Source organism: Cohnella thermotolerans DSM 17683 (genome assembly GCF_000429825.1).
Classification (GTDB): Bacteria; Bacillota; Bacilli; order Paenibacillales; family Paenibacillaceae; genus Cohnella; species Cohnella thermotolerans.
The window spans coordinates 1-13,608 of the sequence record NZ_AUCP01000060.1; the positions used below are offsets into that span (position 1 = coordinate 1).

The 13,608-nt window shown below is 55.4% G+C and carries 10 protein-coding genes and 3 pseudogenes; 6 read left to right on the top strand and 7 right to left on the bottom strand.

Going from position 1 to position 13,608, the window contains the following annotated elements; translation table 11 throughout:
• Positions 1-337: transposase (locus G485_RS29080; RefSeq protein WP_205620148.1), on the top strand; the 337-nt coding region annotated here is incomplete at its 5' end.
• Between the two features lie 153 nt (positions 338-490).
• Here G485_RS29080 and G485_RS29930 read toward each other — a convergent pair.
• The 3 genes and pseudogenes from G485_RS29930 to G485_RS0112745 all read right to left on the bottom strand — a co-directional run.
• Positions 491-577 (bottom strand): annotated as a pseudogene (locus G485_RS29930) (transposase); the annotation flags it as partial.
• Between the two features lie 62 nt (positions 578-639).
• Positions 640-1,155: pseudogene (locus G485_RS31630) on the bottom strand (transposase family protein); the annotation flags it as partial.
• 2 nt (positions 1,156-1,157) lie between these two features.
• A complete protein-coding gene (locus G485_RS0112745; RefSeq protein ID WP_027092882.1) occupies positions 1,158-1,586 on the bottom strand; it encodes a cell wall hydrolase in 429 nt (142 codons plus the stop codon).
• 369 nt (positions 1,587-1,955) lie between these two features.
• Here G485_RS0112745 and G485_RS0112750 point away from each other — a divergent pair, with 369 nt between their 5' ends.
• From G485_RS0112750 to G485_RS28410, 5 genes and pseudogenes are all read left to right on the top strand, one after another.
• The gene (locus G485_RS0112750; protein WP_156922321.1) at positions 1,956-3,113 is read left to right on the top strand and encodes an L-dopachrome tautomerase-related protein; all 1,158 of its coding nucleotides are present in this window, start codon (positions 1,956-1,958) and stop codon (positions 3,111-3,113) included.
• Positions 3,114-3,503: 390 nt separating this feature from the next.
• Entirely contained in the window at positions 3,504-4,031 is a 528-nt protein-coding gene (locus G485_RS0112755; RefSeq protein WP_027092884.1) for a type 1 glutamine amidotransferase domain-containing protein, read from the top strand.
• Positions 4,032-4,326: 295 nt separating this feature from the next.
• Positions 4,327-4,623 (top strand): annotated as a pseudogene (locus G485_RS31635) (NAD(P)-dependent oxidoreductase); the annotation flags it as partial.
• A gap of 338 nt (positions 4,624-4,961) precedes the next feature.
• A complete protein-coding gene (locus G485_RS26315; RefSeq protein ID WP_084423286.1) occupies positions 4,962-7,130 on the top strand; it encodes an alkaline phosphatase PhoX in 2,169 nt (722 codons plus the stop codon).
• 104 nt (positions 7,131-7,234) lie between these two features.
• Positions 7,235-8,668, top strand: coding sequence for a multicopper oxidase family protein (locus G485_RS28410; protein ID WP_051318241.1), 1,434 nt, complete (start codon positions 7,235-7,237; stop codon positions 8,666-8,668).
• Between the two features lie 411 nt (positions 8,669-9,079).
• Here the strand turns inward: G485_RS28410 and G485_RS0112775 are convergent, their stop codons facing one another.
• From G485_RS0112775 to G485_RS0112790, 4 genes are all read right to left on the bottom strand, one after another.
• A complete protein-coding gene (locus G485_RS0112775) occupies positions 9,080-10,441 on the bottom strand; it encodes a GntT/GntP/DsdX family permease (RefSeq protein WP_027092886.1) in 1,362 nt (453 codons plus the stop codon).
• 51 nt (positions 10,442-10,492) lie between these two features.
• A complete protein-coding gene (locus tag G485_RS0112780) occupies positions 10,493-11,254 on the bottom strand; it encodes an SDR family oxidoreductase (RefSeq protein ID WP_027092887.1) in 762 nt (253 codons plus the stop codon).
• Between the two features lie 29 nt (positions 11,255-11,283).
• A complete protein-coding gene (locus G485_RS0112785) occupies positions 11,284-12,309 on the bottom strand; it encodes a zinc-dependent alcohol dehydrogenase (RefSeq protein WP_240489139.1) in 1,026 nt (341 codons plus the stop codon).
• 117 nt (positions 12,310-12,426) lie between these two features.
• Positions 12,427-13,104 carry a GntR family transcriptional regulator gene (locus G485_RS0112790; protein ID WP_027092889.1) on the bottom strand — a complete coding sequence of 226 codons (678 nt, stop codon included), beginning with the start codon at positions 13,102-13,104 and terminating at the stop codon, positions 12,427-12,429.
• Between the last annotated feature and the right edge of the window lie 504 nt (positions 13,105-13,608).

Genomic DNA, 13,608 nt, shown 5'->3' on the forward strand with positions numbered 1-13,608 from the left:
AGCCAGACAAATTCAGTTGAATGGTTCCTATCGTCATTTGCAAAAGTTGCGCGCTCGTTGTGAGCATGTGTTTGCCGAAAGCAAAGTCGTACATGGCTTGGATCGAGCTCGGAGCCGTGGGTTGGACTGCATGCAGGAACAGGCGATACTTACGGCAACGGTTCAGAATCTGAAAAAACTATGCCGGTTTAAGAAAAAACGACCTCAAACCGGTATTTCGGCATGCGAAAAACCGAAATCCGTGATAACGGAGGTAGTGTCAGGCCTGCTAGTTCCAGCGCTCGCTGGGTTGTTCTTCTCATTTTGCACGCCGGTTAGACGGCAAGAACTGACTTAATTCACCGGACTTCTAAACCAACGAATTTTGTGGTAAACTGCATTACTGACAGCTCCTTTTGCTTTGTAGCTCTGAAATGGTGGGTTTCCTACTTTCCATTTTAACCTACGATTCGAAGCAAATACGGAGCTGTCTTACGTTCATCATAACTTACTTCCCGAGCGTTCCCGAGTACTGACGGGCAACGCCAACTGACCCGCTTCCCTTTTTCGGAATGCCCGTGTCATCGAAGATGAGATAGCCTAGCTCATGTCCAATACGCTGCAGAAACAACTCCAGTCGCTTGGAATTGACCGATTGTTTTGATTGTGATTTTGAATCAGTTTCGTCAACGCCCGATTGGCCTCTTCCAGCGTACGCACACATAACCGCAGTTCAAAGACCAGCCGTTCTTGCAAGGTGCCCCACAGTCGTTCAATGCGTCCTTTGGCTTGGGGAGTCAAGGCTTTGATGTGAGTGATCCCGAGTTCGGCCATCGCTTTGCCGAAATGCGACAACGGCTTTGGTTCTCCAACCCATTCCTGCTCCAATGTCCAGGTTTCTTTGGGCGAACGGAAGATGGTGTGGCGGTCGCTGTAAAGACCGAGGGGCAGCCGTATTGCTCAATAGTCTGCTGCATGACAGAGAAATGCCTTCCCGTTTTTCCGTCGGGTAAAAGACGGTGCCACCGACGGTCCCGGTGGCGTCATCGAGCGCGCCATGCAGCGTGAGTTCAAGGCGTAAGGGCTGGCGTCGATCTGCCACAGGATTCCCGCTTGCGGCTTGCGACAGCGGGTTTGATGAATGTTGCTCCGCCGCCGCTGTTGGGCTTGCTTCAAGATTAAAATGTATTATAAACGTTTTCGCAAGTTTCCGGTGTTGGTTGATAAAAGCAATGAAGCTTATATCGTCCTGCGAGAGGCTGATCGTACCACGTCGGAGGACAGTCGCCTTCCGGCCGAAAATACCACAAACTGAATTTTGCGGGCCAGTGCCTTTCTCCGTTAATGCACCTGCGTGCCAGGCGTTTTTCCTGTTCCCTCGCACTTTGATAAAAATAACCATGTAAAACGGCTTCAAAAGCATGCGGCTGAAATATCATTTGTGGAATGGTGCGTATTCCTATAAAATCAAGACAATTCGCTCTTACCCGGTTAATGCCCACATTGCCGACGAGCAGCATACCATACTCTCCTTCACCCTCCGCCTCGGCCCGAAGCAGCCTGGCCAAAAGTGCAACATCGCTTTCTCTGGCTTTCACAACAGCCATCATCTTCACCTCTTCCATGTGTTATAACCATAAAGTATGGTGAATAGGAACATTGGGTGCCTGCCCATGGATGTCAATCTTTATCCACAGTTTATGCAACGATCTTCAAGCTGAATAATCCAAATATACAATGGGAATCTTACCTAATTGATAACACCTGTGGGACAAAACCAGGGTGCAATAAATTACAGGGGGTTCGAATACATCGTGAGATTTCGTGCCAAAACGCCATTTCTGATGCTGTTTGCGATGCTTTGCGCGTACATCGGCAATCCATACGCCGCGACCGCTCATCCCGTCAATCAGCAGGCTTCAGGTGCACTTCAATGGGAAAATCAGGGAACCTTCGTTCAAAAAAAGGAACAATCCATGCCTACCCAAATAGGTCGATATCAAATGGTGTACCATTGGAACCGTTTGGACTGGAATTTTCCGGACGCAAAGATGAAGCAGCAATTTGAGGCCAATCAATATTGGAAAAAGGCTATGCCTGCCGGGGTCAAGGTCGATCAACAAGGCAACTATTACGTTTCGGTTCCCCGTTGGGCCCAGGGCATTCCCGCCACCATGAATCGGATTGTCATCAGAAACGGAAAACCGCTGTTGGAAGCTTTTCCAAGCTGGGAATGGAACCAGGCGGGAAACCCTAAATTTCTCCAATCCGTCCTGGGATATGAAATCGACGAACGGAACCGGATGTGGCTGCTGGACCAGGGAAAAATCGCTTACTCTCCCTCTCCGGAAGGCTCGCAGAAGCTGGTAATATGGGATTTGAACACCAATAAATTGATCGACTCGATTCCCATTCCGAACGAGATCGCATCCTATCGAACTTCCTTTTTAAATGACCTGGTTGTGGACAATAAACACGGTTTTGTCTATATCACCGATTCCGGAAATGGCGAGGGTTGGACAGGCCGCGTGGTCGGCGGAATCATTGTCTACAATATGAAGACGAAAACCTTCAGACGCGTGCTCGACCGTCATGACAGCACGCAGGATTTTCCCGGGTTTGTTTTCTCCATTATGGGAAAACCGGTGTTTAAGGACAGGCCTCTCAAAATAGGCGCCGATGGCATTGCCTTGTCCGCAGACCGCTCAACCTTGTACTACTGCCCGGTGACCGGCCGTAATTTATATGCGATCGATACGGCGCTGCTAAGAAATTTTAATACGCCGTTGGAAAAGATTAATGGCGCCGTTCAGGCGATCGGCAGCAAGGGGACAAACACCGACGGGATGCACGCGGACAATAAAGGAAATGTTTTCTACACCATGTTGGAAGGGCAGGGAGTCGGCATCTATAGTCCTGTGAGCAATCAATTCCGCCGTTTCGTGGCGGACGACCGGATGTTGTGGGTAGACGGGGTGGCATTCGATCAAAAGGGGTACATTATTTTTAACAACAATCGGCTTCACGAGATGTTTGCACCCGAGGACGAAATCAATTGGGACTATCCGTACAACATGGTCATTTGGAAAGCCTTTGTCGGGAAAGACGTCAAATCGTATCTTTACGCGAATTAGGCCCCGAAAAAGAGGGTGAACCCTTAACTTCATTAAGGAGAAATTTTCTTGACCACTTATCACCGCGGTTATGCTGCAGACGGATACGCCCGGGTGAAAGGTGTCGGGGCATTTATTACAACCTTCGGTGTCGGCGAAACGCGGTCATTCTGGCGGACTTGAAGACGCTCCGATGGCAAAGCATCGGCTACGCGACTCCAGCCGCATTCGCTTCTGTTGCGGCGGCGATGCTTTTACTGCGGACGAGGCGATCAACCGGGCACTGACACAGAATTCGAATAAACTGTGCATAACTTGAAATGATGGTAAGCGATCCGGAATCCTCTTGTTTGCGGGAACCTCAATAAGGGCAACATAACGATATCCATTCAAACAAGGAGTGAAACAGCTATGAAGAAAGTTGCTTTTCTGCTGGCCAACGACTTTGAAGATTCGGAAATGCAAAAACCTTACGATGCAATCAAAGCGGCCGGCCACCAAACGGTCATTATCGGGCTGAAAAAAGGTGAAAAACTGACAGGCAAGAACAAGCAGGCAACGTATACGACCGATGCTTCCATTGACGAAGTGAAGGCGGACCAGTTTGACGCGGTCGTCATTCCGGGCGGATCGTCACCGGAAAATCTGCGTCTCAACAAGCAGATCTTAAAGTTCGTCAAAGACATGGACAGTCAGGGCAAACTGATTTCGGCGATTTGTCACGGGCCTCAGATCCTGATCAGCGCGGGTCTTGCCAAAGGCAAGACCCTGACGTGTTACCCCCCGCTGAAGGATGATCTGATCAATGCGGGCGCCAACTACGTCGATCAGGAAGTGGTCGTCGACCGCAACTACGTTTCGTCGCGGATGCCGGCCGACGAACCGGCGTTCATCCGCGAAACGTTGAACAAACTGCTTACGCCCGTCCCTCAGTCTTGACGCTAACCGCCAAGTATTTGCAAAAGCCCCGGATTGCCGGGGCTTTTGCATGAAAAAAGATTTTCGGATTCGATCCGAAAAGGAAAACCGCGCAAACGCCGCGTTTATCATGCGCCAAAGGCGGAAGATTGTGGTCGAAGCACTGCGGACTTCCTTCAGGCAAAGAGACTTTCGTTGATTTCCTAAAGCGCGGGAGAGCTCGGCGGCGCTTGTTTACTATCCAAACAACCAGTCGGTGTTTACGACCTTGGGCTGTCTTTATGAGAGTGTTCTCCTGGCCCCATGGAATAGACCTACGGTCGCCGAGGTGTTAGCCGCCAACGAACTGGCAATTCTCAGCCTTACAAACTACGACGCGATGAACGCCATTCTCCAATCGGCTTCGGGGAGCTTGAACGGCAAGGTTCTCGTCAACCTTAGTTCGGATACCCCGGAGAAAGTCCATGAGGCCGCGAAGTGGCCGACCGACCGCGGAGCGCGTCTTCTTACCGGAGGGGGGCAGGTTCCTCCTTCCGGTATCGGCAGACCCGAGTCTTCCACCTATGATACGGGTTTGCCGGACATCGTCTTGGACTCTTCAGGCGAGGCACTGACCAAGGCCGTGTCGGCGACAGCTTCACGAGCCTGATTGAGGTCTTCAGAAGCCGATAAATACGAACAAGACTGGAAGGCAAGCGGCCTGCCGGTCTTGTTCCATCGCCGGAATCCGCTGGCAGAACTTCGGGTTCACATAAGCGGATTTCGCTTCCCATTTATGCCCCTTCCCCTCGAATGCACTTCAAGACCGTATTTTCACATCCAATTTATTCCTATCCCCCGTTTAACTCCGATTTTACAAGAATATGAATACAGCGTTAACGTTCGAAAAACAAACCAGTACTATGATGAATTTGTCTTTATTACCGTTCATTAGAAGGGGTAGGGATTTGGATGACACGCAAACGGATCAAAACTTGGGCAGCTCCGGTGCTCGGACTGGCGCTCGCGCTTCCCGCAGCAATGCCGGCACAGGCGGCCCCCGCTCATGCCACTGTAAAATCGATCGAATTCGTCGGCATGTCTGCTCCGGTGAACGCCCAGCAGATGGCGCAAGTCTACACCGGCGCTTCTGTCAAGGTCACGTACAGCGACAACACCGTCAAGACTTTTCCGCTCACGTACAAGCAGCTGTTCAAATCGACCGACTCGGTCGGCGGCACGATCGCCGGCGTATCCGTCGACGCCAAGGGCAACCCGATCATGGACACGAGCGTTCCGAACAGCCCCGTGCCGTTCGTCTCCGATTCGCCGGACTCCAACAGCCTGTTCCAGGTGCCGGGCATGAGCCCGACGTCGCTGGGCGGCAATCCGTTGTCGCTCGTTACGCATTACGAATATATTACCTCTAACAACGCAGGCAAGTCCGCCTACGGACTCGTGCCGGCGAGCATGAGTCTGACGAAGATCGACCAGAACAAGACCACGGGCGAACTGACTCCCGTAGAACTCCAGAAGATCGACTTCTCCGGGGTGGACGGACTGTGGATTCCTTGCAACGGCTCGCTGACTCCGTGGAACACGCACCTCGGCAGCGAAGAATACGAAGCGGACGCTAGGGCTTATGAAGCAGATCCGACGCAAACGTACGTAGGTCCGTTCGTTCAAAGCTATTATCAAGATACGACGAAGAAAGGCAACCCCTACGATTACAACTACATCGTTGAAGTATCGGTGGACAAGAACAACAAGGCCAGCGTAGCGAAGCATTACAGCCTGGGCCGCTTCTCCCACGAGCTGGCGAAGGTCGCTCCGGACGCCAAGACCGTCTACTTCGGCGACGATGGCGGCAATACGATGCTGTTCATGTATGTAGCCGACAAGGCGCAGGATCTGTCGTCCGGTACGCTGTATGCGGCGAAGTGGATTCAGACGAGTGCGGAGAACGGCGGTTCGGCGAACCTGCAGTGGATCAAGCTCGGCCACGCTACGGACAGCGAAGTGCGCAGCGAGATCGACAAAGGCTTGAAGTTCAGCGACATCTTCGAGAAGTCGGAGAAGCCGGCCGAAGGCTTCACGGCAATCAAGACGTATCCCAGCGGCAACGTCGAATATTTGAAGCTGAAGCCCGGCATGGAGAAGGCGGCCGCATTCCTGGAGTCCCGCCGCTACGCCGCGATGCTCGGCGCGACTTCGGAGTTCAACAAGATGGAAGGCGTTACGGTGAACGCCAAGGACAAGAAAGCGTACATCGCGATGTCCTACGTCGAGAAAGCGATGCTCAAGGACGACAAGGGCACCGATCCGGTCGACGACATTCAGGTGAACAAAATTTCCGCCGGCGTGACGTACGAACTGGCGCTTGTCGGCGGCCAGAAGGATAAGGCCGGAGAAGCGATCGCGAGCGACTATGTGCCGCAGACGATGAAGGGACTTGTGTGGGGCGAAGACCTGTCCACGCCGGACGCCAAAGGCAATAAGGCTGCGGACGACAAGGTTGCGAACCCGGACAACCTAAGTTACTCCGAGCAGTTGCGCACCCTGTTCATCGGCGAGGACAGCGGTCTTCACGCCAACAACTACGTGTGGGCATACAACATCGACACGCATAAGCTCTCCCGGATTCTGAGCACGCCGTCCGGCGCGGAAGCGACGGGCCTGCAGGTGGTCGACGATCTCAACGGCTTCAGCTACGTCATGAGCAACTTGCAGCATCCGGGCGACGAGATGATCGTTCCGGACCCACTCAAGACCGAAGTGCTGAACAACATTAACTTGAACTTTAACAACCGCAAATCGGGTGTCGTCGGCTACATCTCCGGCATTCCGAGCCAAGAGCAGCTTGCGGCCGACGCTCCGGTAACCGTCGGCGGACAGATGTCCGCCGACGCATCGGTGATCTCGCTGCGTACGACGGCGGAAGCCAGCGGAGCTAAAGTCGATTGGCACGGGAAAAACAAAGAAGTGGTCGTCACCCGGGGCTCGCACACGCTCACCCTGCGCGTCGGCGAGCAGACCGCCACGATCGACGGAACCGGCGTCAGCCTTCCGGTCGCCACTCGCTTCGAGAAGGGCAAAGTGATGTTCTCGGCCAGCGTCTGGAATCAATTCGTGCAACTGTAAGACCGTAGGGATCCCGAAGCGGGTCCCCTTTAGAAACCCATTGAACGCAGCCGAGAGGCCGCCCGGTTCGCCGGGCGGTCTCTCTTCAAGGAGAGGATTGAAGGATGAACGGCAAGAGTCGGAGGAAATGGAAGGTGGCGCTGTTCGGCGCGCTGCTCGCCTCTGCGACGGCAGAATTGGTACACGCACAGGCGATGACGATGGATGCTTCCGGCGATGCCGGCGAGGCGGGTGAAGACGCGGGACTGCAGGTAACGGTGGACGGCCGGCTGCTGCCGAACCCGGGGATCGAGAGCAGCGATCTGAGCGAGCTGCGCGTCCAGGTCCGCGATGTCGCCGAAGCATTGAACCTGCCGGTCAAGTGGGACGCCCGGCATCACGCGGTCATCGTCGGGGACGGCCTCTACCCGTCCATGGACAGCATGTACGACGATGCCATGGGAACCGCCGTCGTCTGGAACGGGAAGCTGCTGCCCGCCGATGTGGATCCGATGACGATGAACCGGGCCGTGACAGTCGTCGCGAACTCCCTGGCGAAGGCAGTCGATCTGTCGTACCGCTTCGACGCCGGCCTTCACCGCATCGAGTTCCTGACCGCCGAAGCGAAAGAGCAGTTCGCGGCGGAGCGCACGCAAGTGGAGAATGTGCTGAACGGCAAGGGCATGACGCCGACGATCGCGGCAGACGGGACGAAGGAATTCACGCTGACCGCCGAGTTGCACAATTGGGCGCCGGTGGAGGGCGTGATGACCACCGCCTGGACGTTCAACGGCCAAGTTCCGGGGCCTACGATCCGGGTGAAGGAAGGCGATCGTGTGCGCATCCACTTCGTTAACAAGCTGCCGGAGCCGGCGACCATCCATTGGCACGGCATCTTGGTTCCGAACGTGATGGACGGGGTTCCGGGACTTACGCAGCAAGCGGTTCAGCCCGGCGGTACGTTCGACTACGAATTTACAGCCAGCCACGCGGGGACGTTCATGTATCATTCGCATTATGACGATATGACGCAGGTGGGCAACGGCATGTACGGCGCCTTTATCATCGATCCCGCGGCGCCTCTCGTCCCGGCGTCGGATTCGGGCGACCTAACGGCCCAGACCGCCTACGATCACGACTACACGATGCTGCTCTCGGGCTTCCATGTGAACACGACGGCGGAGGAAGAGGAAGATTACTTCACGATGAACGGGGTCAGCTACCCGGATACGCCGCCGATGAACGTCAAGAAGGGCGAGACAGTCCGGATTCGGCTCATCAACATCGATACGATGGAAGTGCATACGATGCATCTGCACGGCATGGACTTCCAGTCGATCGCGCGCAACGGCAGTCCGCTTCGGTCGGTGGAGACGATGAACACCGTGCTCATCGGGCCCGGGGAGACGGCGGATATCGCCTTGCGGGCGGATGCCGTCGGCCAGTGGATGTTCCATTGCCATATTCTCGACCACACGATGAACGGCGGCGATATGAACATGGGCGGCCCGATGGGCGAGATGGGCGGTCTCATTACGATTCTGAATGTGACGGAGTAAGGCGGTCTCGCAAGCGTAGGGATGGGCATCCGCAAAGGTGCCCTTTTTATTGGGGACGGTCTTCGCGAAAATTAAACATCCAGCCCCGCTAAAGGGCCGGATGTCCAATTCAGGCTGATTCTTCCTCGTGTCCCGCTTTGTCTCTGATCTACTTCTCGAGGCTTGCTTCGCGGCGCTCGTTCTTCTCTTCGATCCGTTCCCGTTCCGTGCTGCCAGGTCGCCCGGTTCTACACCCGCCTGCCGGAGGACCGCTTCCCCCGCATGATCCGTCGCTCCTTACATCGCGAGTCCGGATTGGGATCGGGGGTTCCAATTCGGATTGAAAGTGCTGATCGACGGATTCACAGCCAGGCTGCAATGGGGAAAATGAGAACGGCAGCCCGTGGGGTTCCTCGGGCTGCCGGAATGCGGTTACAAGACGAAGCTTAAGCCAAGCGTGAGGACGAAGGCCGAGAGGGACAGGATGGTCTCCAGCACCGTCCATGACCTCAGGGTCTGAGGGACGGACATGTTCAGGAACTCCTTCACCAGCCAGAAGCCCGCATCGTTCACGTGAGACAGGATAAGCGAGCCCGCGCCTGTCGCCAGGACGACCAGCTCAACGTTGGCTCCCGGCGTCTGGGCGAGCACCGGGGTGACAATGCCTGCGGCCGTCGTCATCGCAACGCTGGACGAGCCGGTGGCAACGCGAATGAGAGCGGCGACCAGGAATGCGAACACGACGAGATTCAAGTTGGCGTTCGTGGCGATCGAAGCGATGGCCTTGCCGACGCCGCTGTCGATCAGTACGCCTTTGAAGGCGCCTCCGCCGCCGATAATGAGGATGATTGAGGCGGTCGGTGCAAGGCATTCCATCGTGAAGCGGGAGACCGCCTCTTTGCTGAAACCCCTTGCAAAACCGAGCGAGAAGAAAGCGAAGACGGCTGCGATGAGCAAGGCGATAATTTCGTTGCCGATAAATTTGCAGAACAAAGTGAAGCCGTTCGTCCCTTCCGGGTTGACGATGCTTGCGGCAGAGCCGATGAGCATGAGTATGACAGGCATCAGAATCGTCAGGATGGTGATGCCGAATCCGGGAAGCTTCTTGACGTCCTTGGTGGCGAATTGCTCGACCAGATCGGCGGGCGGCTCTACCTGAATGCGCTTACTAATGAACTTGGCGAAAACGGGCCCTGCGAGAATGGCGCTTGGAATCCCGACCAGCAAGGAGTACAGAATCGTCTTCCCGATATCCGCATGATACGCTTCGATGGCGATCATCGGCGCCGGATGGGGAGGGATCAGACCGTGCGCGACCGACAGTCCGGTGACAAGCGGGATGCCGATGGCGAGCATCGGTTTATTCGTTTTCCGAACGAGCGTGTACAGGATCGGAATGAGCAGGATGACGCCGACTTCGAAGAAGACCGGAATCCCGATAATGATGGCGACGAACAGGATCGAGAAGGCAATGCGCTTCTCGCCGAATTTGTCAATGATCGTGTTGGCGATCTGCTCGGCTCCTCCCGATTCGGCCATCATCTTGCCGAGCATCGTGCCGAGTCCGATGACGATGGCGATCGTTCCGAGCGTGCCGCCGAAGCCGTTCTGAACGGACTTGACGACGTCGTTGGGCTTCATTCCGACAATCAAGCCCAGGAAGACGGACGTCAGCAGCAGGACGACGAACGGATTCCACTTGAATTTGGCGATAAAAACGATGAGCAGCACGATGGCGACGAGCGCCCAGATTAACAGTGTGACATTGTGGCTAAGCCCGAATAGGGTTGTCATTGCTACACCCACCCTTTATTTTTGGTTGTTTAAATTTGCCCTTTGAACCGCTTAGCGGCCGAGCCAGCCGCCGTCCACCGCCAGCAAGTGACCGTGAATATAGTTCGACGCGTCCGAAGCCAGGAAGACGACGGTGCCTTTGAAGTCTTCCGGGTTGCCCCAGCGGCCGGCCGGAATCCGGTCGAGGATCTGCTTGCTGCGGACCGGGTCTTCCATCAAGGCCGTGTTCATATCCGTGGCGATGTAGCCCGGTACGATGGCGTTCACGTTCACACGATGCCGGGCCCACTCGTTGGATAACGCTTTCGTCAGCTGCGCTACGCCACCCTTGGCCGCGGCATAGGCGGGAACCGTGATCCCCCCTTGGTAGGAGAGCAGCGAAGCGGTATTGATGATCTTGCCCCGGCCCCTCGGTACCATGAAGCGCCCCGCTTGCTGGCACAGGACCCATACGGTTTTCAAATTCACTTGAATGACTTCGTCCCAGTCGTCTTCGGGAAAATCGACGGAAGGGGAGCGGCGCTGAATGCCCGCGTTGTTCACCAGAATGTCGATGGCCCCGAACCGGGAGACGACGGTCGGAACCGCGGCCTTGACCTGCTCCATGTCGTTCATGTCGCAAGGAATGACGGCGCACTTTCTCCCTAGCTTTTCGATCTGCTTCTTGACCTCCGTCTGCGCGGCCGAGCGCTGGAGAAGGGCGACATCCGCCCCGGCTTCGGCCAGCGCCAGCGCCATTTCGCGGCCGATCCCGCGAGTGGCGCCCGATATGGCGGCGATTTTGCCTTCCAGGCTAAAAGATTGTAAAACCATGAATCGTCTACCTCCTGTTGGATTAAGAATTAAGGATGGAACAAAACCTTCAGCGACGCTTCCGGATTGTGCATCAATTCGAAACCTTCGGCGATCTTCTCCAGCGGAAGCTCATGCGAGATCAGGCTGGAGACATCCAGGCTGCCGCTCTCCATCATCCGGATCGCTTTGGCGAAGTCGCCCGAGGAGTAGCATCGGGTCGTCGTCAGCGAAATTTCGCGGAAATGCATGGCTGCCAAGTCGACGGCGGGCGCTTGCTTGTAGACGCTGACCACGACGATTTGCCCTTGAATTTTGATCGTCTCGATCATCTGCTTCGCCGTGATCTGGTTGCCTGCGACTTCGAATACCACGTCCGCACCGACGCCGCCGGTAAGCCGAAGCACTTCTTCGGTGACGTTCACGGTCTTGGCGTCCAGCACGGTGAAGCCGAACTGCGCCGCTTTCCCCAACCGATAAGGGCTGATGTCCGAGATGATGATCCGCCCGGCACCCGCTTGCTTCGCCACCATGCCGATGAGCAACCCGATCGGACCGGCACCTAGAATGACGACATCGTCCCCGACTTTCAGATTGGAACGGCGAACGGTGTGAACGGCTACGGCGACCGGCTCCGTCAAGGCGGCGTGAGCGTCCGACAAGGCGTCCGGAACGCGGTGCAGCCGGTGCAGCGGAACGGCGACGTATTCGGCGAAGCCTCCGTGCTTGTCGATTCCGATCAGCTTCAACGTCCGGCATACGTGATATTCGCCGGCGCGGCAGGCCTCGCATTCGCCGCAGCTCAACGTCGGCTCGACGACGACCCGGTCGCCGGCCGAGAAGGATTCCGAGCGGTCGTTAATCTCCTCGATCACCCCGCTGAATTCGTGGCCCATGGCCAGAGGCGCTTTGGCTCGCGGATGTTTGCCCGCGTAGATCATCATGTCTGTGCCGCATATGCCGGCGAACGACACTTTAATGAGCGCTTCTCCCGGCTGCGGGGCCGGTTTGTCAATTCGGTCCATCTTCACCTGTTCGGCTTCGAGATATAAGCCTGCACGCATCATAGTTGTCATACCCTTTTCCCCCTAATAAGTGTTGTTTGATGGATTCATGTTGACTTGTCGACAACATAGATGAAAAAAAGACGCCTTCCGCTTCGCCTTCAGCGGGCCCGCTCATAGGGGCAGCGCTTATTGCGGTTTAAGGCTGGATTGGACGGTTTGGCGGGTATCGTCGAAATGCTCCCGAATGACCTTCTCGATATAGTCCCGGTCTTTGCTCTCCAGAGCGGCGATCAATAAACGGTGCTTCTCGATCAGCTGCGGAACTTCATGCTTGCGATGGGCGAAGCGCTGTTCCGTAGCGACCAGCAGCGCCGTCAGGACGAGGCTGCGGATGCTGTTCCACAGATGGAGAATCCGGGTATGGTCCGCTTCCGCAATGATCGTCTCGTGAAAGACCAGGTCTTGATAAGCGAATTCGACGGCGTCGTTGTGCTTATCGGCCATCGCCATCTTGTCGACGATTTTATGAAGCGTCTCCGTCAGACGGGCATTGTCCGACTCGGCCAGACATTGCAAAGTGTAATTCTCGATCAGAAAGCGGATGTCGTACAGCTCCTTGAAGTCCTTGGCCGTGAGGCCCAGCACGAAGGCTCCCTTCCGGTCCAACCGAATGAGGCCCTCCTGCGACAACGCTTTCATTCCGTCCCTGACGGGCGCCCTGCTTGTACCGAATTCCGCCGCCAGTTGATTCTCGGACAGGGTCGATCCGGGTTTGATCTGGCCGCGGATAATGCGAAGTCTGATCTCGGAAGCGATCTTCTCCCCGAGAGAGTCGTCCCGCAACCACGAGGAGGGAAAATCCATTAAACTCAAATCCTTCCTGTGTTGTCGACATGTCAGCAAATTATGGGTTTACTATAACTCATCTTTCCCTATTTGTAAACGGTTTTATGAATGGAAATCTGGCCGCATCGATCTTACGTGAACGTCATGTAGTGAACCCCGTTGTCAAGACACTTTTTTCGAAAAGTTAAGCTACAGTACCTCCCTCTATTTTGGAATTTTTGCAGCTTGAAGTTGACCGGCGGTATCGACGTCGTTTCAATCATCCGAAGCGCATGCTTCATTCGCTTGGGGCCCTTGCCTAGGATGACGAACATATCGCGCACAATGGCAGATCCTTGTGGCTCGTCGAACGCTTCGATTTCTTCTACGAACGCGTTGTCTTTGAGCCTCGATATGAAGTGGATGCCCCGTTCGCAGAAGTCGTCGTACTTGCCGTATCGAATTAGGGATCCTGTTTACTGAAAAGGTTGACACCAAAGCAACTTTACAACAAGCCTTGGAAGAATATCAATAAACTCGAGC

What these genes read in the sequence shown, in the direction of transcription:
- G485_RS0112745 (WP_027092882.1), bottom strand. Translation starts at nt 1,586, where the DNA reads ATGGCTGTTGTGAAAGCCAGAGAAAGCGATGTTGCACTTTTGGCCAGG.
- G485_RS0112750 (WP_156922321.1), top strand. Translation starts at nt 1,956, where the DNA reads ATGCCTACCCAAATAGGTCGATATCAAATGGTGTACCATTGGAACCGT.
- G485_RS0112755 (WP_027092884.1), top strand. Translation starts at nt 3,504, where the DNA reads ATGAAGAAAGTTGCTTTTCTGCTGGCCAACGACTTTGAAGATTCGGAA.
- G485_RS26315 (WP_084423286.1), top strand. Translation starts at nt 4,962, where the DNA reads ATGACACGCAAACGGATCAAAACTTGGGCAGCTCCGGTGCTCGGACTG.
- G485_RS28410 (WP_051318241.1), top strand. Translation starts at nt 7,235, where the DNA reads ATGAACGGCAAGAGTCGGAGGAAATGGAAGGTGGCGCTGTTCGGCGCG.
- G485_RS0112775 (WP_027092886.1), bottom strand. Translation starts at nt 10,441, where the DNA reads ATGACAACCCTATTCGGGCTTAGCCACAATGTCACACTGTTAATCTGG.
- G485_RS0112780 (WP_027092887.1), bottom strand. Translation starts at nt 11,254, where the DNA reads ATGGTTTTACAATCTTTTAGCCTGGAAGGCAAAATCGCCGCCATATCG.
- G485_RS0112785 (WP_240489139.1), bottom strand. Translation starts at nt 12,309, where the DNA reads ATGACAACTATGATGCGTGCAGGCTTATATCTCGAAGCCGAACAGGTG.
- G485_RS0112790 (WP_027092889.1), bottom strand. Translation starts at nt 13,104, where the DNA reads ATGGATTTTCCCTCCTCGTGGTTGCGGGACGACTCTCTCGGGGAGAAG.